Genomic DNA, 26,581 nt, shown 5'->3' with positions numbered 1-26,581 from the left:
CGCGTCGTCGACGGCGTGAGATTCGTCGCTACTCCGGCGCGGACCGCAGATAGTCGTACAGCTCGTCCATCACCTTCTCCTCGGCGCGTTTGAGATGTTCCCAGGCCGTCGTCGAGGCGACGCCCACCTCCTCGGCGAGGTCTTCGACGGAGGTGTCGCGGTTGCGCTGGTAGTATCCCTCTTTGATCGCGAGTGTCAGCACCTCCCGCTGGCGCGGCGTCAGCTCCTGGACGAAGTCGAACATATCGAGCTGTGCGGGCGCGTTGAGTTCGCTCAACTCGACGGTCCGGACGAGTTCCGTCTCGTTACCCGCCGCTTCCAGCGACCGCCGGATGTCGCCGATGCTCTCGTCGTCGTCGAGATACAGCGTCCACCGCTCCCAGCCGCCGGTGATGGTCGTCCCGTTACGGTAGTGGACCTCCATGTCCGAGAGCCGCTCGGAGATGCTGTCCCACTGGTAGGCGTCGTACGTCATCGCGACGTACACGCGCGAGCGGTCGACCGGCGAGAGCGGCTCGAGTTCGAGAATCGGGTCGGCCGCCTCGAACTCCGCCAAGAACTCGGGGATGACCTCGGGGTCGCCCGAGACCTCGATGATACGCTTCCGGTTCGACGTCCGCCCCGTCATCGACGAACGCGAGCGAAGGGTGATGTTCGGGTAGTTGACACTCACGTCGCTCTCCGGCTCACCGTGATGTCTGATAAGCAGTGTCACCTCTCTCATCGTCCGATACCCTTGCCAGTTTGCAGATTTGGTTGTTGTTCGTCCATTTCTAGGGCGATTCAGTGTCTGTTCGTAGCCTCGCTGAGAGCCGCCCAAACATATTCGGGTGCGCCTATTTGATATACGTTCTCATACGTCGCACTGTAATGACGGCATCCGACGACCCGGAAGGGTTCACGGACGAGGAACTCAGCGGACCGAGAATCGACCGGCGGACGACCATGAAACTACTCGCGGCAGCAGGCGTCACGGGTCTCGCTGGCTGTACCAGCGACAGCGGTGGTGACGGCGGCGACGGTGGCAGTGGGGGCGACGGTGGCGACGGCGGCAGCGAGGAGACCGAGGCGGAGTCGACCGAATCGAGCAGTTCGATGGGCGGCCGACTCCAGGCTGGCTGGTTCACGGGCAGCATCGACGTGCTCGACCCACCGTACATCAGCGTCGGCCAGTACTTCCAGGTCGCAGCCAACATCTTCAACGGGCTCGTCACGTTGAACGAGGATCTGACCATCCGTGGCGACCTCGCGACCGACTGGACGGTCGAGAACGAAGGGACTACGATGACGTTCAACCTCCGTGAGGGCGTCACGTTCCACAACGGCGACGACTTCACCGCCGACGACGTCCGCTACACCATCGAGCGGACCATCACGCAGGAGGCTCCGGCCGCCTCGAAGCTCAGTACGCTCCGGCCGCTCGACGAGGACGGCGTCGTCGTCGAGGACGACTACACGGTGACGCTCAACTTCGAGCAGGCGATGGCTCCGGCGCTCATCTACCTGACGCGCGGACCGGGACGGGCGGCCACCATCGTCTCGCAGGGTGCCATCGAGGAAATGGGCGAGGAGGCCTACCGGACGGCTCCCGTTGGTACGGGACCGTTCATGGTCTCCAACCACGAGATCGGGTCGAGCCTGACGCTCGACGCCAACCCGGACTACTTCGAGACCGACGAGGACGGCAACCAGCTGCCCTACGTCGACGGCATCGACCTCCAGCCCATCCCGGAGGCGGCGACGCTCGTCAACGCGCTGCAGTCGGGCGACATCGACTTCGCGAACCTGATCCCGCTCCAGAACCTCGACCGCATCCAGGACACCGACAGCGTCACCGCCTCGATCGCCCCCGGTGTCAACTGGTACGGGCTCGCGATGAACCAGACGCGCGACATCTTCAGTTCGCGTGAGGCGCGGCTCGGTATCTCGAAGGTCATCGACAACGAGTCGTTCATCGAGACGGCCTACTTCGGCAACGCGCTGTCCGCGCGTGGTCCCATCAACAAGGCGACCAACTGGGTCTACCGCGAGGACAAACCCGACGACCAGGCCTACGACATGGAGGCCGGGCAGCAGCTCATCGAAGAGGCCGGTATCGCGGGCGAGAGCTTCAGCATCATGGTCGCACAGGGCAACACCCGGGCCGCACAGGCGATGCGCCAGCAGCTCAACGCCGCGGGCTTCGAGGTCGAAATCGAGCAGGTCACGTCCTCGACGTACTGGGAGCGGTACGAGAACCTCGACTACGACACGACCATCAGTGGCAGCGTCGGCGACCCCGACCCCGACCAGTCGCTCTACAACTTCTACCGGCTGCCCGACGAGGGCGGCGTCTGGAACTGGGTCAACTTCGAGGACGAGGAGGTCCACAACCTCCTCGACGAGCAGCGGCGTGCACTCGACCGCGACGAGCGCAGGGACCTGCTGCACCAGCTCGAAGACCGCCTCATCCAGCAGGTGCCGCACGCCTATCTCGTCCACCAGAACGACATCGCCGCCCACACGGACGCGGTGTCGAACTTCACTCACATCCCGTTCATGCGTGACCTCTCACGCGTGATGGTCTCACGCTAGAATGCGCCGGTACATCCTCAAGCGGGTCGCACACGCCGTCTTCATCATGTGGCTCGTCGCCACGACGGTCTTCTTCGGGCTGCGCGCCATCCCGGGGGGACCGGTCGCGGCGATGCTGGGCCAGGAGTCGACGCCGGAGGCGAAACAGGCCCTGCGTGACCAGCTCGGTCTCAACGACCCCTGGTACGTGCAGTACGGCGACTGGATGGTCGACCTCGTGACGTTCGACTTCGGCCAGAGCCTCACCACGAGCCAGCCCGTCGCCGACCTCGTCATGCAGGCGGCTCCGCGGACCGTCTCTATCGGGGCGGTCGCCGTCGTCGTCGGTCTCAGCGTGGCCATCCCGGCGGGCATCGTCAGTGCGACGCGAAAGCGCGAACCCGTGGACTATCTCGCCACCGTGGCGGCGTTCCTCGGGCTGTCGATGCCGGCGTTCTTCGTCGGCATCCTGCTCGCGCTGATCTTCGGCGTCTGGTTGGACCTGCTGCCGGTCTTCGGCTACACGCCGCTCGCTGAGGGTGTCGGCCCGTGGTTCGAGAGCATCCTCCTGCCCGGCATCGCCGTGGGACTGCCCTACGGTGCCGTCGTCATGCGGATGATGCGCTCGTCGCTGCTGGAAGTGCTGGACGAACCGTACATGAAGACCGCCCTGGCGAAGGGCGTCAGTTCGCGGGTGCGGCTCTACAAGCACGCGCTCCAGAACGCGCTCATCCCGGTCGTCACGGTCGCGGGCATCCAGCTCGCGCTCGTGCTCGTCGGGAGCGTCACGGTCGAACTCGTCTTCGGGATTCAGGGGCTCGGCCGCCTCCTCGTCGACTCGATGCTCGACCGCAACTATCCGGTGACACAGGTCGTCATCCTGCTCGTCTCCGCCGTCCTGGTCTTCACGAACCTCGCGGTCGACCTGGCGTACACCGCCATCGACCCGCGCATCCGCTACGGGAGTGAGTCAGCATGAGCACGGAATTCGGCGAGAACCGCGGCACGTACGGTCCCGGTGAGGTCCCGCCCGAGTACGAACAGTCGGAGACGGTCGAGGAGTTCAAGAGCACGCGACAGCGGCTCGTCGAGGGCGTCCTCGGCGACCGCATGGCACTGTTCGGTGCCGTCGTCATCCTGCTCTTCGTCCTCACGGCGGCCTTCGCCCCCTACGTCGCCCCCTACGGCGAGGAACAGACCTTCGGCTTCATGAAGGAGCCGCTCTCCTCCTCGCAGGGCGACTTCGACGGCGACGGCGAACTCGAACAGGTCTTTCACCCCCTTGGCACCGACTCGTTCGGCCACGACATCCTGACGCGACTCATCTACGGCGCGCAGGTCTCGTTGCTCGTCGCCTTGGCGACCTTGGCCGTCGCGTTCACCATCGGGACCGCAATCGGAATTTTGGCAGGCTACCACGGCGGCTGGATCGACAGCCTGCTGATGCGCTACGTCGACTTCCAGTGGGCCTTTCCTGAACTCATCCTCGGGGTCGCCATCATCGCCCTCTCGGGCGGGTTGGGCGTCGTCAACGTCGTCATCGCCATCGGCATCGCCTACATCGACGACTTCGCCCGCCTCATCCGCGGGGAAGTCCTCTCCATCCGCGAGGAGGAGTATATCATGGCCGCCCAGACGGTGGGGATGTCGGACATCCGCATCATGGTCAAGGAGATACTGCCGAACGCGGTCGCCCCGCTCATCGTGCAGGCGACGCTGATGCTGCCGCTCGCCATCCTCGCCGAGGCGGGGCTGTCGTTCCTCGGGCTCGGCGTCAAGCCGACGACGCCGACCTGGGGACTGCTGCTCTCGGACGGGCGGCAGTTCATCAGCGAGGCGTGGTGGATCTCGGTCATGCCCGGGCTCGCCATCATGCTGACCGTCCTCGCGTTCAATATGTTCGGTGACGGGCTCCGCGACGCCTTCGACATCGACGAAGGGGAGGTGGAGGCGCGATGAGTTCGATGGGTTCGACCGACGGGACGAGCGAATCCGACGCCACCACCCCCGAGACCGACGCGACGAGCCTCCTCGAAATCGAGGGACTGCGCACGCAGTTCCCGACCTCGCGGGGGACCGTCGTCGCCGTCGACGACGTCGATCTGACGGTCGAGCGCGGTGAGATCGTCGGTCTCGTCGGCGAGTCCGGCTCGGGCAAGAGCGTCTTCGCCCAGAGCATCATGGGCATCGTCGACCATCCCGGCGAGATCGTCGGCGGCGACATCCGCCTCGACGGCGAGTCGCTGCTCGACAAGTCCGACGCGACGCTCGAAGCGCTTCGCGGCGGCCGACTCTCGATGATCTTCCAGGACCCGATGAACAGCCTCAACCCGACGCTGACGGTCGGCGAGCAGATCGCCGAGACCGTCCGGCTCCACCAGGACGTCGGCGAGTCCGTGTCGCTCCCGGCGGAGTTGAAGCGGAAACTGCTCGGCGCGACGAAAAACAGTGAAGCGTGGCGCCGCGCCATCGAGATGCTCGAAGCCGTCGAGATTCCCGAGGCCGAGAGCCGCGCGGGCGACTACCCCCACGAGTTCTCCGGCGGGATGCGTCAGCGCGCGATGATCGCGATGGCACTCTCCTGCGAGCCGGACCTGCTCATCGCCGACGAGCCGACGACGGCACTCGACGTCACCGTGCAGGCACAGATCCTCGACGAGTTGCGCGACCTGAAAGACGAGTTCGATACCTCTATCCTGCTAATCACCCACGACCTCGCGGTCGTCTCTGAGGTGTGTGACCGCGTCGCCGTCATGTACGCGGGCGAGATCGTCGAGCGGGCCGACGCCCGCGAACTGTTCGACAACCCGCGGCATCCCTACACGCAGGGGCTCATCGCGAGCACGCCGCGGCTGGACGCACCGGGCGACAAGCTGACGCCCATCGAGGGCAACGTGCCGGACCTCATCGACATCCCCTACGCGTGTCACTTCGCGCCGCGGTGTCCCGAGGCCGAGCGCGAGTGTTTCGAGATTCAGCCCGACTTCCGCGAGGTCGGCGAGGACGGCCACGAGGCCGCCTGTCTCCGTCGCGGTCCCCCGGAGGAGCAGCTATGAGCGGAACCCAACAGACGAGAAACGGTACCGACACCGACGACGCGAGCAACGAGGTCGTCCTCGAAGCCACCGGAGTCAAGAAGTACTTCGCGCAGGCCGACGGGATGCTGGACAAGCTGCTCGGCGAGAACGCGTCGGTAAAGGCCGTCGACGGCGTCGACCTCACCGTCCACGAGGGCGAGACGGTCGCCGTCGTCGGCGAGTCCGGCTGCGGCAAGTCGACGCTCGGCCGGACGCTCTTGCAACACCACGACGCGACCGCGGGCAGCGTCCGCTACCGCGGCACCGAGTTGACCGACCTCTCGGACCGCGAGATGCGGACGCACCGCCGGAACATCCAGATGGTCTTTCAGGACCCACTCGCGTCGCTCAACCCGCGGCAGACCGTCGGACAGATCCTCAAAGCCCCGATGGAGGTCCACGGCATCGGCGACTCGAACGAGGAGCGAACCGAGTTGGCGCGCGACCTACTCGAACGCGTCGGGCTGAAGGAGAACCAGCTGGAGCGGTATCCGAAGCAGTTCTCCGGCGGCCAACAGCAGCGCGTCGGCATCGCCCGCGCGCTGACGCTGGAGCCGGATCTCATCGTCGCCGACGAGCCGGTCAGCGCGCTCGACGTCTCGGTGCAGGCACAGATTCTCAACCTCCTGCAGGAGCTCCAGGACGAGCTGAACCTCTCGCTTTTGTTCATCACGCACGACCTCTCGGTCGTCCGCTATCTGGCCGACCGCGTCGCCGTGATGTATCTCGGCGAGATCGTCGAGACCGCGCCGACGGACGAACTGTTCGACAACCCCCAACATCCCTACACGCAGTCGCTCCTCTCCGCCGTGCCGCGCATCGACCCGGAGGCACGGACCGACCGTATCCTCTTGGAGGGGTCGGTCCCCAGCCCGCTGCATCCGCCGTCGGGCTGTCGCTTCCACACGCGCTGTCCGAAGGTCGTCCCACCGAGCGACTGGGAGGGGAGCGAAGAGGCGTTCCGACGCGTGTTCCGCTACCGGACACGACTCGCCGCGGGCGAGTTGGACCCCGAGGCGGCGAGAGAGCGACTCCGGGCGGAGGGCGAGTCGACCGACGACGGCCACGTCGTCGACCATCTCGTCGACGGGACGCTCAGAGGCACCCGAGAGACCCTCCCGGCCGACGCGGTGACGGTCATCGAAGAGGCGACCGCCGCGGTCGTCGCGGGCAACGACGACCGAGCGAGCGAGTTGGTCGAAGAGGCGTTCCCGTCGCCGTGTGCGGGTAAGACGCCGGAGACGGTCGCCGTCGGCGACGCACACACTGCGGCGTGTCACCGTATCGAGTAGGCGTTCACTCCTCGGCGTCGACGAACTCGACGCCCGTAATCTCGAAGCGCGCACCGCCCTCGGCGGACTCGGTGACGCGGACGTTCCAGCCGTGGGCCTCGGCAACCTGCTTGACGATGCTCAGACCGAAGCCGGTGCCCGACCGGGAGGTCGAGTAGCCGGCGTCGAAGACGGTGTCACGTCGGTCGGCCGGGATACCGGGACCGTTGTCTTCGACGTAGAAGCCGTCGGGGAGGTCGCCGACCGTGACCGTCACGCCGTCGCCGCCATGCTCCACACTGTTTCTGACGAGGTTCTCGACGAGCTGTTGGAGCCGACTGCGGTCGGCGACGACCGTCGACGCGAGGTCGGTCCGGAGGGTGGCGTCGGCCGTCTCGACGGTCCCCCAGCAGTCGGTGACGAGTGGGTCCATGGCGACAGGTTCGCGCTCGCCGAGGTCGTCGCCGCTGCGGGCGAGCGTGAGCAGGTCGTCGATGAGGTCGCCGATACGGTCGAGCGCGTTCGCGGCGGTCACGAGATGGTCGCTCTCGTACTCCTCGCGGGCGAGTTCGACGTTGCCAGCGGCGATGTTCAGCGGATTGCGGAGGTCGTGGCTGACGACGCTCGCGAACTCGCTCAGCCGTTCGTTCTGCTGGCGAAGCTGTTGCTCGCGTGCGCGCTGCTCGGTCGTGTCGCGGTACATCCAGAGATGGCCGGTGCCGTCGGGCAGCTCGATCGGTTCGTAGCTCCGGGCGAGCGACCGGCCGTCAACCAGTTCGACGGACTCGTTGTGGACCGGCTCCAGCCCCGCGGTCAGCTCGTCGATACGCTCGACGAAGCCCTCGGAGTCGGCCACGAGTTCGCTGGCCGTCTCCGCCAGTGCTCGACAGTTGGCTCCGACCAGTTCCGTCGGCGACCCCGAGAGACCGAACAGTTCGAGGAGCCGTTCGTTGACCGCGAGGACGGTCCGGTCTCTGTCCTCGGCGAGGACGCCGACCGGGAGTCCCGCGACGAGCGTCGAGAGCAACGCGTTCGTCCGTTCGAGTTCCTCCTCGCGCCGGTTCCGCTCGGAGATGTCGCGGCTGATGGCGATGAAGCGGTCTTCTCCCGCCAGGTCGAGCCGACGGATATGGACCTCGACCGGGAACGTCGACCCGTCCTTGCGACGGTAGACGCCCTCGAGACGCTGTCTGTCGCCCTGCTCCATCCCGTTCCAGAGGTCGGTGACCTCGTCGGGGTCGAACGACTGATCCAGCTCCCAGACCTTCATCCCGGTCAGTTCGTCGACACTGTAGCCCGTCTCCTCACACAGCCGCGGGTTCGGGTCGAGGATTTCGCCGTCGACGTCGTGGACGTTGATCATGTCGGGCGACTCCTCGAAGAGCGCGGTGAGTCGGGCCGACGTCTCGCCGAGCCGTTTCTGGCGTTCGACGCGCTCTGTCACGTCCTGGAACAGCGAGAAGATCGCGACGACGTCGCCGTCGTCGTCGGTCACGACGCGGTTGTGCCACTCGCAGACGATCTGGCTGCCGTCCTTCCGGACGTTCTCGTCGATGCTGTGGTAGCCGCCCGAGGCCTTCGCGAGCTCCCGCGTGACCACGTCGACGTTGTCGTAGCTGTTGTCGGTGACGAGAATCTCCCAGCTGTGGCCGCGTAGTTCCTCCTCGGTGTAGCCGAGGATCTCCTCGCCGGTCTCGTTCAGTTCGACGATCTCGAAGTCCTCGTCGTACTCCAGGACGCCGAGCGGTGACTGCTCGATGAAAAAGGAGAGCCGTTCTTCGCTGGCTTCCAGAGCGGCTCGCGCGGAGTACTGCTCGACCGCGTTCTCGACACGGTTGGCGAGGACCGTATACTGGCCCGTGCCCTGCTCCTTCTGGAGGTAGTCGGTGACGCCCGCGGATATCGCTTCGCTCGCGACCTCCTCGCTGCCCTTGCCGGTGTAGAGGATGAACGGCAGGTCGGGGTCGACCTCGCGGACGGCGTCGAGGAAGTCGAGGCCGTCGCGCTCGGGCATATCGTAGTCGGAGACGACGCAGTGGAACTCACCGGCCGTGAGGCGGGCGAGACCGTCGGTGACCGACGCGGCGGTCTCGACACGGAACCGGTCGTTCTCCCGTTCGAGGAACGTCGCCACCAGCTCGGCGAAGGCCTCGTCGTCGTCGACGTGTAAGATTGCTATCTCTTCCGCGGAGTCGCTCATGTCTGTTCCCCTTCATGGTGCTCCGGAACCCACTTAACGGTGACTAGCGGTACGGGGTCGTGACAGCCGTCGACGGCGGCTCCTCAGTCGAAGATACGCGACTTCTTCGCCTCCGTGAACTGCTCGCTGGCGGTGCGAGCGGCGTCGTAGACGCGCTGCAACTCGGCGATGGGTGTCTCGTGTTCGTCGACGCGAAGGTCGTGGTAGATGGTCGTCTCGGGGGCTTTGACCTTCAGTGCCGCCGAGGTGTGACCTCGCTTGTCGCCGCCGGCCTCCTTGCCCGCCGCGAGCGCGGCGACCAGTCGCTCGCCGACCTGTCCCTCCGTGGACTGGTAGGCCTCGACGGCCGCCGGGAGCGTCTCGCCGGTCGCGAGCATGTTGCCCGCGGCGGTGATGCCCGCCTCCTCGTGGACCTCGTGGCCGAACCAGCCGTCGCACTCGTCGCCGGAGAAGGCGAACGCCGTCCCCCGCGCGTCGAGACCGTGGACCTGCCGAAGGTCACTGTGGTCGTCCTGTTCGAGCAGCCCCGTCAAGGCGTCGTCGACCGCGAGGTCCGAGAGCAGTTCGACGCCGCGGCGGCCGAGTCGGACGTTGACGAAGCTCTGGGTGCTGATGACTCCCTCGTGGGAGATGCAGGGGGCGAGCGCGCCCACTGCGGGTGCGTCGGTCGCGACGGCGACGCCGAAGACCGTCCCGTCGTCAGTCTCCTCGCGAACGCAGATGGAGAACGTCATGGCTCTGTGTGCGCGACGGAGGGGGCTATAAGCCCACCCAAACTGATTCGGTGTGCGGTATTAGAGGCTGTATTCGCTCGGTTATGCTATATGGTAGATATCGACAAGTACCACTCCCGCCGGTCGACGGTGTACGGCCAGCGGGGTGTCGTCTCGACGAGTCAGCCGCTGGCGGCGCAGGCGGGCATCGAAATCCTCCGCCAGGGCGGGAACGCCTTCGACGCCGCCGTCGCCACCGCCGCCGTCCTGAACGTCGTCGAACCGACGAGCACGGGCATCGGCGGCGACGTCTTCGGGCTCTACCGCACCGCCGACGGCGACGTCGGCGCGATTCGGAGCTGTGGCGGCGCGCCCGCCGAGGCGACCGTCGACAACGTCCGGCAGGCCGTCGCCGAGGAGGAGGAAATCGACCCCGAGGACGCCGAGATGCCCGACACCGGCCCCCACACCGTCACCGTCCCCGGCACTGCCCGCGGCTGGGAGACCACGGTCGAAGAGTTGGGGAACCTGACCCTCTCCGAGGTGCTGCAGCCCGCCATCAACTACGCGAAAGAGGGCTACCCCGTCACCGAGATCATCGCGAGCCACTGGGGCTACGCCGAGGAGCTGTTCACCGACGACCACGCCCGTGACGCCTACCTCCTGAACGACCGTGCGCCCAAGATGGGCGAGACGATGCACTTCCCCGAACTCGGCGCGACGATGGAAGCGATCGCCGAGAAGGGTGCAGACGTCGTCTACGAGGGCGAGATCGCGGAGAAGATCGCCAACGAGGTCCAGTCGAAGGGTGGGTTCATGACCGTCGACGACCTCGCCGAGTTCGAACCCGAATTTTTGGAGCCGGTCAGCACGACCTACAACGGCGTCGAAGTGTTCGAACTGCCGCCGAACAACCAGGGCCTCATCGCACTGGAAGCACTCAACATCGCGCAGGTCCGCGGCGCGGGCGAGCACGACCTGCACACCGTCGAGCGCGTCCACGAGTTCGCCGAATCCCTCCGGCTGGCCTTCCACGACGGCCACCGCTACATCACCGACCCGAAGTACGAGGAGATTCCGCCGCTGAACTCGATGGACTACGCCGAAAAGCGCGCCGAGAAGATCGGCGACGAACGGATGGAGGACGTCTCTTTCGGGGTCCCCGACGCCAACGCCGAGGACGCCGACACCGTCCTCCTCTGTGTCGCCGACGACGAGGGCAACGTCGTCTCGTACATCAATTCTCGATTTGCTGGCTTCGGCAGCGGGCTCGTCGCGGGCGACACCGGCATCGCGCTCCAGAACCGCGGCAGTTCGTTCTCGCTCGACGAGGACCATCCGAACGTGCTCGAACCGGGCAAGCGGCCGTTCCACACGCTGATTCCGGGCATCGCCCGACTGGGCGAGGACGACTGGGCCGCCTTCGGCGTCATGGGCGGCTACATGCAGCCGCAGGGTCACGTTCAGGTCATCTCGAACCTCGTCGACTACGACATGAGCCTGCAGGAGGCACTCGACGAGCCGCGGTGGCGCTACCGCGAGGACGGCACCATCGCTGTCGAGGAACACATCGCCTCGGGAGTCCCGACGAAGCTCGCCCGGAAGGGCCACGACGTGCGTATCCTCGAGGGGCTACAGTTCGGCGGCGCGCAGATCGTCCGCAACGACAACGGCACCCTCTCGGGGGCGACCGACCCGCGTAAGGACGGGCTGAGTATCGGCTACTGATGTCCGGTGACACTGGGTCGACGGCCGGAAGTAGCGAGACGGATAGTCCCGACTACGGCGCGCGGGCCCGCGAGGAGCTGGGCTTCTCGCGGTGGTGGCTCGTCGTCGCCGCCGCGCTGGCGATGGCCGTCGTCAGCCCCTACCAGTACGTCTGGTCGTCCATCGAGGGACCGATGGCGGCGGACCTCGACATCCCGCTCACGCAACTCGGCTTGGTGTTCACCCTCTTCGTCATCGTCCAGTCGGGGTCGCAGTTCCCCGTCGGCTGGTGGCGCGACGAGCACGGCCCGCGGCTCCTGACGCTCGGTGCCGCGGCACTGGCAGGCGGCTCGTACTACCTGCTGTCGTATGCGACGGAGGTCTGGCAGCTCTACCTGCTCTACTCGCTGGGCGCGCTCGGCGTCGGTATCGTCTACACCATCTCCGTCAACACGGCACTGAAGTGGTTCCCCGACCGGAAGGGGCTGACCACCGGCGTCGGGACGATGGCTTTCGCCGCCGGTGCGGCACTCTTTATCCCGTACGTCCGTGCCAACGCGACGACCGGCGCGTACGACGCGGTGCTCCAGAACATGGGGCTCGTCATCGGGCTGGGCATCCTCGTCGCCGCCGTCGTCCTGCGTGACCCGCCGCAGTCGTGGTTCGACGCGCGGAAGGCGGACCAGGCGGCCGAAGCCGAGGCGAACGGCGAGGGCGAGGCGACTCGCGCCCGCGACTACCACTGGCGCGAGATGCTCCGCACGTGGCAGTTCTGGCTGATGTACGGCATGTTCGTCGCGGTCAGCGGCGCGGGGCTGATGCTCACGGCCAAAATCGTCTCCTTCGCGCAGGCGGTCGAACTCGACGCTGCCACCGTGACCGCGGCGGCGACGCTGCTCCCGGTGGCGGGCGGCGTCGGCCGGCTCGTCTTGGGCGAACTCTCCGACCGGCTCAACCGCCGGCTGGCGATGGCCGCGTCGTTCAGCCTCTGCGGACTCGGGCTGTTCGCCGTCGTCGCCTTCGGCCAGACCGGGACCACCGCGGGCTTCCTCGCGGCCGTCGTCATCGCGACGTTCTTCTGGAGTCCCCAGTACACGCTCTTCCCGAGTATCGTCGCCGACTACTACGGCGAGGAGGGCTCCTCCGCGAACTACGCGCTGCTCTACTCCGGCAAGATGTGGGGCGGCGTCTTCGGCGGCGCGGTCGCCGCCTGGGTCGTCACGCAGATCGGCTGGCCGATGACCTTCCAGTTCGGTGGCGTGCTCGCGCTGCTCGCCGGTGTGGCTGCACTGGCACTGCGCGAACCCGGCCCTGCTGCAAACGAGGCACCGCGGACGACGACCGCCGTCGACAACGACTGAACGACAGTCGAGCGACGCTCGGACGGCGACCGAACGACGACCGAACGACGATATCACGACCCGGCCGGACGGCAGTCATCCCAACGCGGCCGTCCGGTCGGCCCACCGTCTCAATGCCGCCAGCGTCCGCTGTTCTGTCCGCGAGACCGCGTCGTCGACGCCGAGTGCGTCGCTCTCGAAGGCGTTGCAGACGACGGTTTTTGCAGAAGAACAGTAGTCGAAAAAGCGCGAGCGGTCGCCCGAGGAGTGCTGAAACGGGATGGTGGCGTCGTTGACGAACACCGCCGTCGGCTCGGCCGGTGCCGCGTCGAACAGCGTCGTCGCACGCGCAGCGTTGTCGGCCGCGAGTCGCGTCGCGCCTGCCTCGTCGTCGCTGTCGGCACGGGGGGCGTGGGCGTCGAGGACGCCGTACCACGCGCCGTCGGGCGGCGTCGTGAACTGCGTCAGTCGGCCGCCGAGGACCCGGCCGTCGCGCTCGACGACGGGCGCGAAGTCGAAGACGACGACGCCGTCTGGTCCGTGGGCCGCGACCCACGCGTCGAGCGCGCGGGCCGTCAGCCGGGTCTTGCCCGCGTTCGACGGGCCGACGACGAGCGTGACGCCGGAGAGCGGAAAGGGGAGGTCTGCCATGTTCAGTCGTCGGTGGGTGCCCGCCGCGCGTCGGGCCGCCCGAGCGACTCGCGGACGGACTTCGCGACGAGCAGCAGCGTCGCGGCGGCCATCACCGTCGCGAAGGCGGTGACGAACAGCGTCAGGGGGTCGCCGAGTCCCGACGCGACCCGCTCGCGGACGAACGAGCCGGCGGTGACGGTCGTCACGACGACGAGGACGACGCCGCCGAGCGTGCCGAACCGCGAGAGCGGTTCGTCGACGGCCTCGCGGTCGTGCAGGAGGACGAGCACGACGACGATCGCGAAGGGCGTCCCGACGAGACCGAACGCGAGTACGAGCACCAAGAGCGGGAAGAACGACCCACCGAGGAACGCCCCGCCCGCAGAGAGGAGCGCGACGGCGACGAGCAGTCCCCGGTATCTGGCGTCGGAGACGTCGGTGTCCCAGCCGAGTTTGTCGGCGACGAGGAAGGGCGGGACGACCGTGTTGCCGCCGAGCGTCGAGATGGCCGCACCGAGCAGGCCGGCGAAGAACAACGCCTGCGCGGCCGGGCCGACGAGCGGGCCGAGCGACTGGGCGGCCGTCGTCGCCGTCAGCGAGGCGGCGTCGACCGCGGGCGACTGGAGGACGCCGGCGGCGACGAGGAAGATGGCGAGGCTGTAGACGCCGAACGCGCCGAGCATCGAGCTGACCACGTCGAGCGTGGCGACGCCCTCGTCGTCGGCGGTCCAGCCGCGAGCGCGCATCGTGTAGGAGTGCATCGTGACGAGCGTGACGTGGACCGCGCCGCCGAGGATGCCCGCGGCGACGAGCGCGCCGTCGACGCCCGCGGGGAGTCGCGGGACGAGACCGCCCGCCGCGGCCCCGAGGTCGACGGGGACGACCGCCAGCGAGGCGACGAACGCGAGCACGACCAGCGAGACGACGACCTTCGCCCCGAGTTCGGCGACGCGGTAGCCGCCGCCGGCGAGACCGACCGCGAGGACGACCGCCCAGACGACGCCCCAGATTCGGGCGTCGACGCCGCTGGCGGCCGCGAACACGTCGGCGACGGTCTTCATGATGACCAGCTGGGCGAGTCCCGCCGCGAGCACCGCGTCGACGACGAGCAGCCACGCCCACCGCGAGCCGAGATGTCGCTCGACGGTGCTGACGATACCGTCCTCGGTGAGCAGGCCGAGCCGCATCGCGAGCAGCTGCGCCGTCGTCCCGAGGATCGCCGAGAGGATGACGACCCAGAGCAGCTGGTAGCCGAACGACGCGCCGGCGGTGAGCAGGCTGGCCATCGTCGCCGGCCCGGCCGCGATGGCACCCGCGAGCCACGCCGGACCGAGCCGTCCGAGCCGACCGAACCGTGAACGCGGCCGAGCCGAGTCGGCCACGTCCGTGGAGTCAGGATTCATACCGGACGATGCTGCCACTTGGTTGTATAACTGTCGAATAATCTGGGCGAACGCGGAGGTCCTTGCATTTCGCGGTGGTTCGTCGGGAGCGCGTCCGCTGCTCGGAGCGGGACGGCACCTGAAAATCACACGTCGCTGGTGGACACGAGCCGACACGTGCGGACGTGACGGTAACACAGTGGGAGGGGGAGCGTGTGGCTGGTCGCTCGCCGCGTTGGCCTCCCACGCGACGGTTGCCGGTTGCCTCATAAACGCCTTTACCGGTCGTGTGCGGGCCCGCCACAACCCCCGCGCCGCGGTCGCTCCGGGCGGCACAACGGTTATCCGGTGCTCGTTCGTCTCTCCGGAGATGCCACTGCAGCTAACCGGTCCAGCGTTCGACGCAGATGCGACGACGACCGACCGCGAATCGGCGATGGCGGGCCACGCTCTCGCCGAGACGACGCCGACCGGGACGGCCGCATCCTGAGGAACCCGAATGGTCTCTCAGCTTCTCGCCACCCAGTTGCTCGTCGGTGCGGCCGCGCTGTACGTCCTGGTCAAGAGTGCCGAGGTCGCCGTCTCACGGGCACTCGCGCTCGCGACCCACTACGACGTGCCCGACGTCGTCATCGGGATGACCGTCCTCGCCATCGGGACGAGCCTCCCCGAGATCGCCTCCCACGTCATCGCCTCCGCGGGTATCCTCGCGGGAACGCTCGACTACGAGGTCGCCTCGGCGACCGTCCTCGGCGGCAACATGGGTTCGTCGACGGTCCAGCAGACGCTCTTGGTGGGGCTGTTTCTCGTCGGCTTCGGCCGACTAGAAGTGACGCGGCAGTTTCTCCGGGCGAACTATCTCCCGATGCTCGCTGGCTTCGTGGTGACGCTCGTCCTCCTCGCCGACGGGGTCGTCAGCCGGGTCGACGGCGCGCTCTTGCTCCTCGCGTATCTCGGCTATACGCGTTACAGCCTCGGTCGCCGTGAGCGTCGGCTCCGGCTCCCCGGCGAGGAGAGCCGCGACGTCCGCCGGGACCTCGTGGTCACAGTCGGCGCGCTACTGGCCATCCTCGCGAGCAGTTACGTCGTCCTCTCGGTCGTCGAACTGGTCGTCGACCGGCTCGCGCTCGGCGGGTCGATGGTCGGCGTCGTCACGCTCGGACTGGCCTCGGCACTGCCCGAACTCTCGACCGTCGTCGACGCGGTCCGCCGCCGCGCGCCGAACGTCGCGCTCGGCACGCTCGTCGGCAGCAACGTCGTCAATCCGCTCGTCGGCATCGGTCTCGGTGGGATCATCTCCGGCTACGCAGTCCCCGTCTCGGTCGTCCGCTGGGATCTCCCGTTCAAGCTCGTCGTCGGCGTCGGACTGCTCGTCGTCCTCCTCCGGCGGGAGCCGCACGAACTCAGCCGCCACGACGGGGCGTTGCTGGTCGTCGCCTACTTCGCCTTCGTGGTCGGGCGACTGTTGCTCTTCGCGGGGCAGTGACGTGTCGACGGATACGGGCGGACGAACCGACGCCGGGCCAAGACGGGGCGGCGAACCATAGAGCAGTCGCTCACTGTGAATAATATACTGCGCGGGAGAGATCGGCGTCAGGTGTCGTGTACCCCTACCCGAAACCTGCCGCCTACGTCCCGCGTTTCGTACTCCCTAGTCAGAACAGCATGGATATATGTTTTGTGCTGCTCGACAGATTGTCAGACATACTGACAATCCGCCGAATAAAAGCGCGTGAGGGCCGGTTTGTGGGCTTAGTCGCCCGGATTGTTGCCGCGCTGGTACTGCGCGACCATCTTCCACATCGCGTTGTCGAGGGTCTCTTCCCCGGACGCGTCGACCAGCTGCCGGTAGAGGCTGTCGGAGACGGTTATCTCGGGCATCACCACCTTCTACGGGGCGAGAATATAAAATAGTACTGTAATACGTAATCGAGTTAATTAAGCGGGTGAGGGGACCAACGGCGACCGCGACGGCCGTCGAGAACACCGGTGGCCGGCCGCAGACGACTCGCCGGGTTCATGTACCCGGACGCCCTCCCCGTGGAAGGATGCTACTCACGGGAACGGTCGTCGTCGATTCGGCGACGGTCATCGACGAAGGCGCGGTCGTCGTCGACGGGACGACCATCGAGACGGTCGGCGAACGCGACGAGCTACTGGACCGGTATCCCGACCACGAGCGACGCGACTTCGACATCGTCGCGCCGGGACTGGTCGGCAGCCACATCCACTCGGTGCAGAGTCTCGGCCGCGGCATCGCCGACGACACCGAACTGCTCGACTGGCTGTTCGACCACATCCTGCCGATGGAGGGGTCGATGGGGGCCGACGAGATGCGGACCGCCGCCACCTTGGGCTATCTGGAGCTGATCGAGAGCGGCACCACGACCTGTATCGACCATCTCTCGGTGTCCCACGCCGACCAGGCGTTCGAAGCGGCGGGCGAGGTGGGAATCCGCGCGCTCATGGGCAAGGTGCTGATGGACCAGGCGTCGCCCGAGCCGCTGGAGGAAGACACCGAGGAGGCACTGGCGGAGTCCGAGGAGCTGATTCGGCAGTACCACGGCGCGTTCGGCGACCGGGTGCGCTACGCCGTGACGCCGCGCTTCGCCGTCACCTGCTCCGAAGAGTGTCTCCGCGGGGCGCGCGAGTTGGCCGACCGCTACGACGGCGTGCGTATCCACACCCACGCCAGCGAGAACCTGGGTGAGATCGAGACCGTCGAGACCGAGACGGGGATGCGGAACGTCCACTGGCTCGACGAGGTCGGCCTGACGGGCGAGGACGTCGTGCTCGCACATTGCGTTCACACCGACGAGACGGAGCGCGACGTCCTCGCGGAGACGGGCACCCACGTCACCCACTGCCCCTCTTCCAACATGAAACTCGCAAGCGGGGTCGCGCCCGTCCTGGACTATCTGGACCGCGGCATCAACGTCGCGCTCGGCAACGACGGGCCGCCCTGTAACAACACGCTCGACCCCTTCACCGAGATGCGGCAGGCTAGCCTGCTCCAGAAGGTCAGCCAACTGGAATCGACGGCGTTGCCCGCGGCGACGGCCTTCGAGATGGCCACCGTCAACGGGGCGGAGGCCGCCGGGTTCGAGCAGTTGGGGAAACTAAAGCCGGGGTGGAAAGCCGACGTCATCGGCCTGCGGACCGACACGAGCCGGGCGACGCCCGTCCACGACGTGCTCTCGCATCTCGTCTTCGCGACCCACGGCGACGACGTGGCGTTCACGATGGTCGACGGCGAGGTCCTACTGGACGACGGCGAGGTCGTCGGCGTCGACGTCGAGGCGGTGCGCGAGCAGGCACAGACGTACGCCGAACAGTACTCATAGGCCGCGTCCCTAGCCCGCCTATGCCCGTCGACCCACCGCTCTCGGACGACCTCTGGGAGGAGGACGTCCCGGAGGCACCGACCGCCCGGCCCGAGACCGACTTGGTCGCCGACGCGATGGCGACGTTCTCGCTGTCGAAGTCGGAGGCCGAAGCGATGTTGGAGCGCTACACGCCGCGGCAGTTGGAGACGCTGTTGTTGCGCCACTGGGGGTAAGACGGCCGAACCGGTCCAGACCGCGGCGCACGGCACCGAACGGACCGTCCCAAACTGTTTTGGCGTGAGCACTATGCAGATAGACTTCCTTGCACTCTGTGTATGCCCGAATGCAGCAACTGCGGTTCGTTCGTAACGGTCGACTACGTCCGCGTGTTCTCCCCCAACGGGATGAACAACCCCCGCGTCTGTCCGCACTGCGAGGATATGGTCCGCGACGGCGTCGAAGTCCGCGAAGCACGTAGTGTCAGACAGTAGCCTCCACGTCGCGGACGCTCCCTCCGCGCGTGTATCGCCCCGAGACCGCCCACGACGCAGCACTCTCCCGTGTCCACACTGTCAGCGACGAATTGGAACGTTTCACAAATTGTGAAATTTCCTAGAGACAGACAGTGAACCGGAAGCTGGCCGGGAATGGCGTTTAAAGGCCCCCTATACCTCGCTTTTCGAAAATTCGATTCGAAACACGCCAGCCAGCTAGCGGCGTCGAAACTGGCCGATTGTACGTTTTCTCCGAGAGGCGACGGCGACGGGCGGTGGATACCAGACCCGTGCAGTGGTCGGTGAACTCGGCGACGAACGCCGGGAAACGGGCACGACTGTCGGTGTCTGTCACGATAGGGGGATGATTCGCACTAAATAAATACAATGATTAATATACAGGTATCCCTTCGGTGTGCTTGGTCATGGATAACACGCCACATAACCGACAGAAGGACACTACTTCGACGAACAGACGGCGGTTTCTCGCGGCCACCGGGGTGACCGGCGTCGCCGGACTCACCGGACTCGCGGGCTGTCTCGGCGGAACAGGTGGCGGGGGTAGCAACTCTGTCGTCTACGGCGCGTTGAATCCCATCTCCGGGGCGTACAGCGGTCTCGGACCGGCACAACGGAACGGGTCGGAGCTCGCCGTCCAGCAGATCAACGCGAGCGACGAGTTCGACGTCGAGATCGAACTCGCGACGGCCGACACGGAGACGGACCCGACGGCGGCCCAGCAGGCCGCCGAACGGCTCGTCAACCAGGACGGCGCGGACTACATCGTCGGTGCCATCTCCAGTTCCGTCGCCATCGCGCTCAACGAGTTCGCGGCCGACGAGGAGATCATCTACAACCCCGGCGGGGCTGCCGTCCCCATCACGGGCGCGAACTGCAACGAGTACGTCTTCCGGTTCGAGACCAACACCGCCCAGGTCGCCGAGGCAGTGTCGGAGTACACCGTCAACAACCTCGGCTCGAAGGTCTGGTTCCACATCGCCGACTACGCCTACGGCGAGTCGGTCCTGAACCGCGTCCGCTCGCGGATGGAACAGGCCAGCACCGACCTCGAAGTCGTCGGCGAGTCGCGCTCACAGCTCGGCGCGACCAACTTCGACTCCTTCATCTCGGATATCTCGAACTCCGAGGCCGAGGTCGCAGTGCTCGGGATGACCGGGGGTGACCTCATCAACTTCGTCAACCAGGCCAACGACCAGGGCCTCAAGGAGCAGGTAAATCTGATGAGCCCGACGATGACCTTCGGGGTCGTCCGTGGGGCACTCGGCGAAGCAGCGGTGGGAACCTACGGCGGCGTCCGCTACCTGCCGAAGCTGGAGACCGGCGACAACCAGCAGTTCGTGGAGGCCTACCGCGAGGAGTTCGACGCCGACCCCGACAACTTCGCCCGCGTCGGCTACGACTCCATCCGGATGACCGTCCGCGGGATGATGGAGGCCGATTCGACCGACCCGACGGAGGTCAAGGACGTCCTGCCCGGCCTGGAGATGCCGACCATCTTCGGGCAGAACCAGTTCCGCGACTGCGACCATCAGGCGATGAACCCGACGTGGATGGGCGAACTCGTCCCCGGCGACGGCGGCGTCGCCGACGTCGAGCTCCTGAGCAAGGTCGAAGGCCCGGACGCACTGCCCTCCTGCGAAGAGCTGGGGTGCAGCCTCTGAGATGGCCGTCGGTGCCGCCCTCGCAGAGCAGGTCCTGAACGGTCTCACCATCGGGATGGTGTACGTCCTGCTCGCGGCAGGACTGTCCATCATCTTCGGCGTGATGGACGTCATCAACTTCGCCCACGGCGAGTTCTTCGCGCTCGGCGCGTACTTCGCGTTCGCGCTCGCCGTCGGTGCCGGTGCCAGCGGCTTCTGGATCGCGCTGCTCGTCGCGCCCCTGCTCATCGCCGTCGTCGGCGCGGCCGTCGAACGCTGGACCATCAGACCGCTCTACGGCCGCAACCCGCTGTACCACATCCTCCTCACCTTCGGGCTGGTGCTCATCTTCAAGGACCTCATCGAACTGATCTGGGGCACCCAGCCCAAGCAGATCGCCCGCCCCGAAGTGCTCGCCGGGACGCTCGACCTCTTCGGCTTCGAGTACGCCATCTACAGCTACTTCGTCATCGGTATCGGAGCGATTATCGCCTTCGGGACGTGGCTCGCGCTGACCAAGACCCGCTACGGACTCATCATCCGCGCGGGGTCGATGGACCGCGAGATGGTCCGCTATCTCGGCATCGACATCGACCGCTACTACACCGTCGTCTTCGCGTTCGGGGCCGCCCTCGCCGCGGTCGGCGGCATCGTCCTCGCCGGGCGACAGAGCGTCAGCCCCGGGATGGGCGACCTCGTCATCATCCCGGCCTTCATCATCGTCGTGCTCGGCGGCCTCGGCAGCTTCCGGGGGGCCGTCGTGGGTGGTCTCGGCGTCGGCGTCATCCAGACGCTGATGCGGAGCTTCGTGCCCGCACTGGAGGGGCTAGCGGTCTTCCTGCTCATGATCGTCGTCCTCCTCGTCCGGCCGCAGGGACTCTTCGGGAATCCGGAGTGGAGCAGCCACGGCGGCGACGGCAAACTGCTCACCGCGAGCGGCCAGGGGCTGCTCACCCCCGAGTTGCGGCGGTGGCTCGGCATCGGCGTCGTCGCCGCCCTCGCCGTCGCGCCGCTCGCGATGGGGCTGATCGGCCAGTCGTACTACGTCAACACGCTCATGGTCAACATCCTCGTCTGGGCGCTGTTCGCGCTCAGTCTGGACTTCGTGATGGGCTACGCCGGGCTCGTCTCGCTCGGCCACGTCCTGTTCTACGGGGTTGGTGCGTATGCGTCGGTGCTGGTGCTCATCCACTTCGTGCCGTCGCTGTTTCTCGCTTTGGCCATCGGGATGGTCCTGAGTGTCGTGGTCGCGTGGGTGGTCGGCCAGCTCTCCATCCGCGTCTCCGGTGTCTACTTCTCGATGATCACGCTCGGCTTCGCAGAACTGTTCCACAGCGCCGTCTTCAAGTTCGAGTTCACCGGTGCCGACAACGGTCTCTTCGGTATCGACCCGGTCTACGGGCTGGCGTCGGGACCCGAAGTCGGCAGCATCGAACTCGTCGGCGGCGTCGAACTCTACTACTACGTCGTCCTCGTGCTCGTCGTCGGCTCCTATCTCCTCGCCCGCCAGCTGATGCGCGCGCCCTTCGGGAGCGTGCTCCAGTCCATCCGCGAGAGCGAACAGCGCACGGAGTTCGTCGGCTACGACGTGACGGCCTACAAACGGCGCGCCTTCGTCGTCAGCGGCGGACTCGCAGCACTCGCGGGGGGACTCGCGGCCGTCTCGACCGGCGGCGTCTCCCCGACCTTCCTCGCGTGGATCAAGTCCGGCGAGGTCATCGTCATGACCATCCTCGGCGGAATGGGGACGCTCTACGGCCCGATGCTCGGTGCCGGGGTGTTCTTCGTCGCCAAGGAGGTCCTGCTGGGCTTCACCGAGCAGTGGCAGGGCGTCCTCGGGGTGCTCTTCGTCCTCTTCGTCATCTTCGTCCCGCGCGGGCTGGTCTCGGTGCCCGGCCTGCTCCAAGAGCGGTTCGGCGGCGGGGCGAGAGGGCCGGAACTCGTCGACGACGACGTGGAGGTGAGCGACTGATGGCGACGACTGACCCCGCTGACCCCACCAATCCCACCGACGCAAGCGAGTCCGCGACGGCGACCGACGCGGCCACCACCGACGTCGTTCTCGAAACGCGCGACCTCGTCAAGCGGTTCGGCGAACTCGTCGCCACCGACGAGGTCAACCTCGCAATCGAGCGCGGCGAGTTCCGTAGCGTCATCGGCCCCAACGGAGCCGGCAAGACGACCCTGTTCAACCTCATCTCGGGGGCACTGACGCCGACCTCGGGGCAGGTCGTCTTCGAGGGCGAAGACGTGAGCCGACTTCCACCCTACGAGCGCGTCAAGAAGGGAATCGGCCGCTCGTTCCAGATCACGAACGTCTTCGCGGGGCTGAGCGTCCGCGAGAACGTCCGCGTCGCCGCCCAGTCGGTGTTCGACGACCGCATCTCCTGGCGGGACCGCTTCCTCCGGGGGGCGGGCGACTTCGACGACATCAACGAGCGGACCGACTGGACGCTCGACCAGGTCGGGCTCCGCGAGCGGGCCGACGAGCGCGCCGGGTCGCTCGCGTACGGCGACCGCAGGCGGTTGGAAATCGGTCTCGTGCTTGCGACGGATCCGCAGGTCGTCCTGCTGGACGAGCCGACCGCGGGCATGAGCCGCGAGGAGACCCGCGCGACGATGCATCTCATCGACGACGTGCTCGCCGACCGCACCCTGCTCCTCATCGAGCACGACATCGACCTCGTGATGAACGTCTCCGACCGCATCACCGTCCTCGACCGAGGTCGGGAGCTGGCGACCGGTAACCCCGACGAGGTAGCCGCGAACGACGCGGTGCAGGCCGCGTATCTCGGAGGTGAGCGGTGATGGAGCCCTTACTCAGTCTCCGCGACGTGCGGGCGGGCTACGGCGAGACGCAGGTCCTCGACGGCGTCTCGCTCGACGTCCACGAGGGCGAGACGGTCGCGCTCATCGGCCGCAACGGCGTCGGCAAGACCACCACGCTGCGGTCGATTCTCGGTGCTATTACGCCGACAGCGGGGACCATCACCTACGACGGCGAGGACATCACCGAGTTGGACCCGGTGAAGACCGTCAAACTCGGCGTCGGCCTGGTGCCCGAGGAACGACGCGTCTTCCCCGGTCTCTCCGTCGAGGAGAACCTCCGTCTCGGCAGCTACGGCGGCAGCGACACGGAGAACCGCCGCAGCGTCGAGGAGGTGCTCGATACCTTCGAGAACCTCTCGCGACGGCGCGAGTCGCGTGGGGTCGACCTCAGCGGCGGCGAACAGCAGATGCTCTCGGTCGGCCGCGCGCTCGTCGCCGGGGCGGACCTGCTGATGCTCGACGAACCGACCGAGGGGCTGGCACCGCTCATTGTCGACCGGGTGGCCGAGTTGATCGAAGAGATCAACGACGAGGGCATCACGGTGCTGCTCGTCGAACAGAACGTCTCGGTCACACTCGAGTTGGCGGATCGAGTGTACATCCTCGACAAGGGACAGGTCGTCTACGAAGGGACGCCCGCCGAGTTGGACGAAGACGAGTCGGTGTTGGACCGCTATCTCGGCGTCAGCGTCTGAGACACCGCTCCCCCGGCCGCCCGCACGCCGTCGTTCGTTTCGAGAGGCGTGCGAGTGACAGACACACAAACGTATTTAACGGTGGCCGGTTCCGATTCTATATGGTCAATAATGATGTAGAAACCGCATCACGAGAGGACCTCCACGAACTCCAAAGCGAGCGGCTCCGAGATATCGTTGCACACGCCTACGAGAACGTCGATTACTACCGCGAGACACTGGACGAGGCGGGGGTCTCTCCCGGGGACATCGAGAGCGTCGACGACATCGACACGCTGCCGTTCACCGAGAAGGAGGACTTCCGCGACGAGTATCCCGACGGGATGTTCGCCGTCGACTGGGCCGACGTGAAGCGTATCCACGCGTCCTCGGGAACCACAGGAAAGCCGAAGGTCGTCTCCTACACGGAAGACGACCTCGGCGTCTGGCGGGAAGTGATGGCGCGGTCGCTCTCCGCCGCGGGCGTCCGCGAGGACCACGTCGTCCAGAACGCCTACGGCTACGGACTCTTCACTGGCGGCTTGGGCTTCCACGACGGGATTCAGGAACTCGGCGCGTGCGTCGTCCCGACCGGCGGCGGCAACACCGCAAGACAGATCGATATGCTCCAAGACCTCGGGAGCGACGTCCTCTGCTGTACCCCCTCCTACTGTCTCTACCTCGCCGAAGCCGCCGAGAAGCGCGGCATCGACGTCCGCGACCTGCCGCTGTCGACGGTCATCATCGGCGCGGAACCCTTCACCGACCCGATGCGCGAGGAGATCGAGGACGCACTCGGCGTCACCGCCGTCGACGTCTACGGTCTCTCCGAGATTATTGGTCCCGGCGTCTCCATCGAGTGTGCGGACGCACAGGACGGGCTCCACATCTGGGAGGACCACTTCTACCCCGAGATCATCGACCCCGCCACCGGCGAGGTGCTTCCGGAGGGTGAGGAGGGCGAACTCGTCCTGACGACGCTCTCGAAGCAGGCACTCCCGGTGCTGCGCTACCGCACGGGCGACATGACGACGCTGAACTACGACAGCTGCGAGTGTGGCCGGACCTGCGTCCGCATGGGCAACGTCACCGGCCGCGCCGACGACCTGCTCATCGTCCGCGGGGTCAACGTCTACCCCAGCCAGATCGAGGAGGTCATGCTCGACCTCGACGAGGTCGCCCCCCACTACCGCATCGACCTGCGGCGCGACGGCAGCCTCGACACCTTGGAGCTGACCGTCGAGCACCACGAGGAGTACGCGGGGTCGAGCGAGAGCCTCCGCGAGACGGTCCAGGCGCGACTGGAGGACGTCCTCGACGTCACGCCCGACAGCATCGACATCGTCGAACCGGGCACCATCGGCCGCACCGAGGTCGGCAAGGTCCAACGCGTCTACGACCACCGCTGAAGTCGGTGCTGTCCTCTCGTCGTCTCATCGTCTCATCGTCTCGTCGGCCCGGCGTCCCGGCGTCCCGTCATCTCGTCGTCTTTCTTCGCTGACTCGGATACCTTGAACGCGAGCGACGGCGTCAGGGGCGGTAGACCCGGCCGCGGAACGTCGCCACGCGCTCGCCGTCGGTCTCGGTCGTGAGCACCACCTCGTACTCGGCGGTCCGGCGGGTGCGGTGGGTCTCTGTGGCAGTTGCGAGGACGGTCGCCCCCACGTCGACGGCGGCGAGATAGGAGACGTTCGTCTCCAGCGCGACGGCCGGGTCGCCGTGACTGTTGGAGGCCGCGGCGAAGGCCGCGTCGGCCAGCGAGTAGAGCGCGCCCCCATGGGGCGTCCCGTGGAAGTTGAGGAGGTCGTCGGTGACGGTCAACGCCGTCGTCGCCGACCCAGCTCCGAGTTCTCGGAGGTCGATGCCGAGCGTCGCACAGTAGGGGTCCGACTCGATCCGTTCGCGGACCTCGGCGGGGACGTCGTCGGCGTCGCTCTCGGCTCCCGTGTCGTCGCTCATTCGTCGCCCTCCGGACTTTCCTCACTCGCCCCTAGCCGCACACCGTCGACGTAGGCCGCGTCAGCACCACCGTGGCGTGTTGCGTAGCCCTCGTGGTACTCCATCAGTTGAAACAGGACGCCAGTCGGATTCCGCGGCGAGACGAACGCCTCCGTCCAGTCGCCCCGGTCGGTGACGTCGACGACCCGCAGCCCGGCCGCTTCGAGACTGTCGACGACGGCGGCGAGGTCGGCCACTTCGAGCGTGACGTGGTGGAGTCCCGGCCCGTGCTCGGCGAGGAAGTCGCCGAGGAACCCGTCTTCGGCCTCGCTCTCGGTCGGCGCGATAAGCTCTAACCGCGACGCGTCGCCGAGTTCGTAGGTTCCCCAGGTGAACGAGCCGTCGGGACTCGGTTCCTCGTGACGCTTGACCGCCCCGAGCGCCTGGAGGACGGTCTCGGCCTCCGGTACCGACTCGACGGCGATACCGACGTGGTCGACCCGAATCGGTGTGTGGTGTGTCGACATACACGATGACGTTCCGGGAGAATCTTAACGCTATCCACGCCGCTGGAACCGGACGGTCCGCCCCTGACGCTTGACGATTGGTCAGAAAGAACCGGTTGAAAGCACAACTTTGTCACCCCAACCACCCACTGTGGCGACCAATCCGTGGCACCGAATCCCACACAATAATTAATACAAGATAGAGATCATATCAGGTATGGACTCCACCAGTCCGACTGCCGACCGAACCGTTGGCACCGACGACAGCCCCCACACG

24 protein-coding genes are annotated in these 26,581 nt (G+C 66.8%); 16 read left to right on the top strand and 8 right to left on the bottom strand.

The genetic code is table 11. The annotated features are described in order from the left end of the window. Positions 1 to 28: 28 nt before the first annotated feature. The gene (locus BLR57_RS17360; protein WP_244510100.1) at positions 29 to 673 is read right to left on the bottom strand and encodes a helix-turn-helix domain-containing protein; all 645 of its coding nucleotides are present in this window, start codon (positions 671 to 673) and stop codon (positions 29 to 31) included. Between the two features lie 197 nt (positions 674 to 870). Here BLR57_RS17360 and BLR57_RS17355 point away from each other — a divergent pair, with 197 nt between their 5' ends. The 5 genes from BLR57_RS17355 to BLR57_RS19790 are packed head-to-tail and all read left to right on the top strand — an operon-like array spanning position 871 to position 6,922. Beyond that, the gene (locus BLR57_RS17355; protein ID WP_089699724.1) at positions 871 to 2,574 is read left to right on the top strand and encodes an ABC transporter substrate-binding protein; all 1,704 of its coding nucleotides are present in this window, start codon (positions 871 to 873) and stop codon (positions 2,572 to 2,574) included. Between the two features lies 1 nt (position 2,575). Beyond that, entirely contained in the window at positions 2,576 to 3,532 is a 957-nt protein-coding gene (locus tag BLR57_RS17350; protein WP_089699723.1) for an ABC transporter permease, read from the top strand. Further along, entirely contained in the window at positions 3,529 to 4,512 is a 984-nt protein-coding gene (locus BLR57_RS17345) for an ABC transporter permease (protein WP_089699722.1), read from the top strand. Before BLR57_RS17350 ends, BLR57_RS17345 begins: the two co-directional genes overlap by 4 nt. 5 nt (positions 4,513 to 4,517) lie before the next feature. Then, the gene (locus tag BLR57_RS19795) at positions 4,518 to 5,609 is read left to right on the top strand and encodes an ABC transporter ATP-binding protein (RefSeq protein WP_244510098.1); all 1,092 of its coding nucleotides are present in this window, start codon (positions 4,518 to 4,520) and stop codon (positions 5,607 to 5,609) included. Then, positions 5,606 to 6,922, top strand: a complete 1,317-nt coding sequence (locus BLR57_RS19790) for an ABC transporter ATP-binding protein (RefSeq protein ID WP_089699719.1) — start codon at positions 5,606 to 5,608, stop codon at positions 6,920 to 6,922. The genes BLR57_RS19795 and BLR57_RS19790 overlap by 4 nt, the downstream gene beginning before the upstream one ends. Positions 6,923 to 6,926: 4 nt before the next feature. On the opposite strand, the gene BLR57_RS17330 is transcribed toward BLR57_RS19790, so the two are convergent. Then, positions 6,927 to 9,101 carry a hybrid sensor histidine kinase/response regulator gene (locus BLR57_RS17330; protein WP_089699717.1) on the bottom strand — a complete coding sequence of 725 codons (2,175 nt, stop codon included), beginning with the start codon at positions 9,099 to 9,101 and terminating at the stop codon, positions 6,927 to 6,929. A gap of 83 nt (positions 9,102 to 9,184) precedes the next feature. Continuing rightward, complete coding sequence (locus BLR57_RS17325) at positions 9,185 to 9,835, bottom strand: DUF1028 domain-containing protein (protein WP_089699715.1); 651 nt, start codon at positions 9,833 to 9,835, stop codon at positions 9,185 to 9,187. Positions 9,836 to 9,925: 90 nt separating this feature from the next. Between BLR57_RS17325 and ggt the strand changes: the two genes are divergently transcribed. Both ggt and BLR57_RS17315 read left to right on the top strand, forming a co-directional pair. Next, complete coding sequence (gene ggt / locus BLR57_RS17320) at positions 9,926 to 11,542, top strand: gamma-glutamyltransferase (RefSeq protein ID WP_089699713.1); 1,617 nt, start codon at positions 9,926 to 9,928, stop codon at positions 11,540 to 11,542. Next, complete coding sequence (locus BLR57_RS17315) at positions 11,542 to 12,882, top strand: OFA family MFS transporter (protein ID WP_089699711.1); 1,341 nt, start codon at positions 11,542 to 11,544, stop codon at positions 12,880 to 12,882. Before ggt ends, BLR57_RS17315 begins: the two co-directional genes overlap by 1 nt. Positions 12,883 to 12,957: 75 nt before the next feature. Here BLR57_RS17315 and BLR57_RS17310 read toward each other — a convergent pair whose 3' ends face one another. After that, positions 12,958 to 13,512 carry a hypothetical protein gene (locus BLR57_RS17310; RefSeq protein ID WP_089699709.1) on the bottom strand — a complete coding sequence of 185 codons (555 nt, stop codon included), beginning with the start codon at positions 13,510 to 13,512 and terminating at the stop codon, positions 12,958 to 12,960. Positions 13,513 to 13,514: 2 nt separating this feature from the next. Further along, positions 13,515 to 14,897, bottom strand: coding sequence for an NRAMP family divalent metal transporter (locus BLR57_RS17305; protein ID WP_089699707.1), 1,383 nt, complete (start codon positions 14,895 to 14,897; stop codon positions 13,515 to 13,517). A gap of 478 nt (positions 14,898 to 15,375) precedes the next feature. Between BLR57_RS17305 and BLR57_RS17300 the strand changes: the two genes are divergently transcribed. Beyond that, positions 15,376 to 16,362, top strand: a complete 987-nt coding sequence (locus tag BLR57_RS17300) for a sodium:calcium antiporter (RefSeq protein ID WP_089699705.1) — start codon at positions 15,376 to 15,378, stop codon at positions 16,360 to 16,362. A 266-nt stretch (positions 16,363 to 16,628) separates the two neighbouring features. Here the strand turns inward: BLR57_RS17300 and BLR57_RS19925 are convergent, their stop codons facing one another. Then, positions 16,629 to 16,757, bottom strand: coding sequence for a hypothetical protein (locus BLR57_RS19925; RefSeq protein ID WP_280140465.1), 129 nt, complete (start codon positions 16,755 to 16,757; stop codon positions 16,629 to 16,631). Between the two features lie 167 nt (positions 16,758 to 16,924). Between BLR57_RS19925 and BLR57_RS17295 the strand changes: the two genes are divergently transcribed. The 8 genes from BLR57_RS17295 (at position 16,925) to paaK (ending at position 25,269) form a co-directional block, all read left to right on the top strand. Then, the gene (locus tag BLR57_RS17295) at positions 16,925 to 18,220 is read left to right on the top strand and encodes a 5'-deoxyadenosine deaminase (protein WP_089699704.1); all 1,296 of its coding nucleotides are present in this window, start codon (positions 16,925 to 16,927) and stop codon (positions 18,218 to 18,220) included. Positions 18,221 to 18,240: 20 nt separating this feature from the next. Continuing rightward, positions 18,241 to 18,435, top strand: a complete 195-nt coding sequence (locus tag BLR57_RS17290) for a hypothetical protein (RefSeq protein WP_089699702.1) — start codon at positions 18,241 to 18,243, stop codon at positions 18,433 to 18,435. A gap of 102 nt (positions 18,436 to 18,537) precedes the next feature. After that, on the top strand, positions 18,538 to 18,693 hold the full coding sequence (locus tag BLR57_RS19545; protein WP_170830693.1) for a DUF7563 family protein: 156 nt from the start codon (positions 18,538 to 18,540) through the stop codon (positions 18,691 to 18,693). 503 nt (positions 18,694 to 19,196) lie between these two features. Then, positions 19,197 to 20,378, top strand: a complete 1,182-nt coding sequence (locus BLR57_RS17285; protein WP_244510107.1) for an ABC transporter substrate-binding protein — start codon at positions 19,197 to 19,199, stop codon at positions 20,376 to 20,378. Between the two features lies 1 nt (position 20,379). Next, complete coding sequence (locus tag BLR57_RS17280; protein ID WP_089699699.1) at positions 20,380 to 22,329, top strand: ABC transporter permease; 1,950 nt, start codon at positions 20,380 to 20,382, stop codon at positions 22,327 to 22,329. Continuing rightward, positions 22,329 to 23,165, top strand: a complete 837-nt coding sequence (locus BLR57_RS17275) for an ABC transporter ATP-binding protein (protein WP_089699697.1) — start codon at positions 22,329 to 22,331, stop codon at positions 23,163 to 23,165. The genes BLR57_RS17280 and BLR57_RS17275 overlap by 1 nt, the downstream gene beginning before the upstream one ends. Continuing rightward, the gene (locus BLR57_RS17270) at positions 23,165 to 23,881 is read left to right on the top strand and encodes an ABC transporter ATP-binding protein (protein ID WP_089699695.1); all 717 of its coding nucleotides are present in this window, start codon (positions 23,165 to 23,167) and stop codon (positions 23,879 to 23,881) included. Before BLR57_RS17275 ends, BLR57_RS17270 begins: the two co-directional genes overlap by 1 nt. 101 nt (positions 23,882 to 23,982) lie before the next feature. Beyond that, positions 23,983 to 25,269 carry a phenylacetate--CoA ligase PaaK gene (gene paaK, locus BLR57_RS17265; RefSeq protein WP_089699693.1) on the top strand — a complete coding sequence of 429 codons (1,287 nt, stop codon included), beginning with the start codon at positions 23,983 to 23,985 and terminating at the stop codon, positions 25,267 to 25,269. A 121-nt stretch (positions 25,270 to 25,390) separates the two neighbouring features. On the opposite strand, the gene BLR57_RS17260 is transcribed toward paaK, so the two are convergent. Together BLR57_RS17260 and BLR57_RS17255 are read right to left on the bottom strand one after the other, a co-directional pair. Then, positions 25,391 to 25,819, bottom strand: coding sequence for a PaaI family thioesterase (locus BLR57_RS17260; RefSeq protein WP_089699691.1), 429 nt, complete (start codon positions 25,817 to 25,819; stop codon positions 25,391 to 25,393). Continuing rightward, the gene (locus BLR57_RS17255) at positions 25,816 to 26,325 is read right to left on the bottom strand and encodes a VOC family protein (protein WP_089699689.1); all 510 of its coding nucleotides are present in this window, start codon (positions 26,323 to 26,325) and stop codon (positions 25,816 to 25,818) included. Before BLR57_RS17255 ends, BLR57_RS17260 begins: the two co-directional genes overlap by 4 nt. Between the last annotated feature and the right edge of the window lie 256 nt (positions 26,326 to 26,581).

It is taken from the genome of Halogranum gelatinilyticum, from assembly GCF_900103715.1.
Taxonomy (GTDB): Archaea; Halobacteriota; Halobacteria; order Halobacteriales; family Haloferacaceae; genus Halogranum; species Halogranum gelatinilyticum.
This window is presented reverse-complemented; position numbering and strand designations above follow the sequence as displayed.

Coding starts and splice junctions, on each gene's coding strand:
- BLR57_RS17295 (WP_089699704.1), top strand. CDS start 16,925: ATGCTACTCACGGGAACGGTCGTCGTCGATTCGGCGACGGTCATCGAC.
- BLR57_RS17280 (WP_089699699.1), top strand. CDS start 20,380: ATGGCCGTCGGTGCCGCCCTCGCAGAGCAGGTCCTGAACGGTCTCACC.
- BLR57_RS17345 (WP_089699722.1), top strand. CDS start 3,529: ATGAGCACGGAATTCGGCGAGAACCGCGGCACGTACGGTCCCGGTGAG.
- BLR57_RS19795 (WP_244510098.1), top strand. CDS start 4,518: ATGGGTTCGACCGACGGGACGAGCGAATCCGACGCCACCACCCCCGAG.
- BLR57_RS17315 (WP_089699711.1), top strand. CDS start 11,542: ATGTCCGGTGACACTGGGTCGACGGCCGGAAGTAGCGAGACGGATAGT.
- BLR57_RS17330 (WP_089699717.1), bottom strand. CDS start 9,101: ATGAGCGACTCCGCGGAAGAGATAGCAATCTTACACGTCGACGACGAC.
- ggt (WP_089699713.1), top strand. CDS start 9,926: ATGGTAGATATCGACAAGTACCACTCCCGCCGGTCGACGGTGTACGGC.
- BLR57_RS17275 (WP_089699697.1), top strand. CDS start 22,329: ATGGCGACGACTGACCCCGCTGACCCCACCAATCCCACCGACGCAAGC.
- BLR57_RS17270 (WP_089699695.1), top strand. CDS start 23,165: ATGGAGCCCTTACTCAGTCTCCGCGACGTGCGGGCGGGCTACGGCGAG.
- BLR57_RS17260 (WP_089699691.1), bottom strand. CDS start 25,819: ATGAGCGACGACACGGGAGCCGAGAGCGACGCCGACGACGTCCCCGCC.
- BLR57_RS19545 (WP_170830693.1), top strand. CDS start 18,538: ATGCCCGAATGCAGCAACTGCGGTTCGTTCGTAACGGTCGACTACGTC.
- BLR57_RS17350 (WP_089699723.1), top strand. CDS start 2,576: ATGCGCCGGTACATCCTCAAGCGGGTCGCACACGCCGTCTTCATCATG.
- BLR57_RS17310 (WP_089699709.1), bottom strand. CDS start 13,512: ATGGCAGACCTCCCCTTTCCGCTCTCCGGCGTCACGCTCGTCGTCGGC.
- BLR57_RS19925 (WP_280140465.1), bottom strand. CDS start 16,757: ATGCCCGAGATAACCGTCTCCGACAGCCTCTACCGGCAGCTGGTCGAC.
- BLR57_RS17300 (WP_089699705.1), top strand. CDS start 15,376: ATGGTCTCTCAGCTTCTCGCCACCCAGTTGCTCGTCGGTGCGGCCGCG.
- BLR57_RS19790 (WP_089699719.1), top strand. CDS start 5,606: ATGAGCGGAACCCAACAGACGAGAAACGGTACCGACACCGACGACGCG.
- BLR57_RS17325 (WP_089699715.1), bottom strand. CDS start 9,835: ATGACGTTCTCCATCTGCGTTCGCGAGGAGACTGACGACGGGACGGTC.
- BLR57_RS17290 (WP_089699702.1), top strand. CDS start 18,241: ATGCCCGTCGACCCACCGCTCTCGGACGACCTCTGGGAGGAGGACGTC.
- BLR57_RS17355 (WP_089699724.1), top strand. CDS start 871: ATGACGGCATCCGACGACCCGGAAGGGTTCACGGACGAGGAACTCAGC.
- BLR57_RS17305 (WP_089699707.1), bottom strand. CDS start 14,897: ATGAATCCTGACTCCACGGACGTGGCCGACTCGGCTCGGCCGCGTTCA.
- BLR57_RS17255 (WP_089699689.1), bottom strand. CDS start 26,325: ATGTCGACACACCACACACCGATTCGGGTCGACCACGTCGGTATCGCC.
- paaK (WP_089699693.1), top strand. CDS start 23,983: ATGGTCAATAATGATGTAGAAACCGCATCACGAGAGGACCTCCACGAA.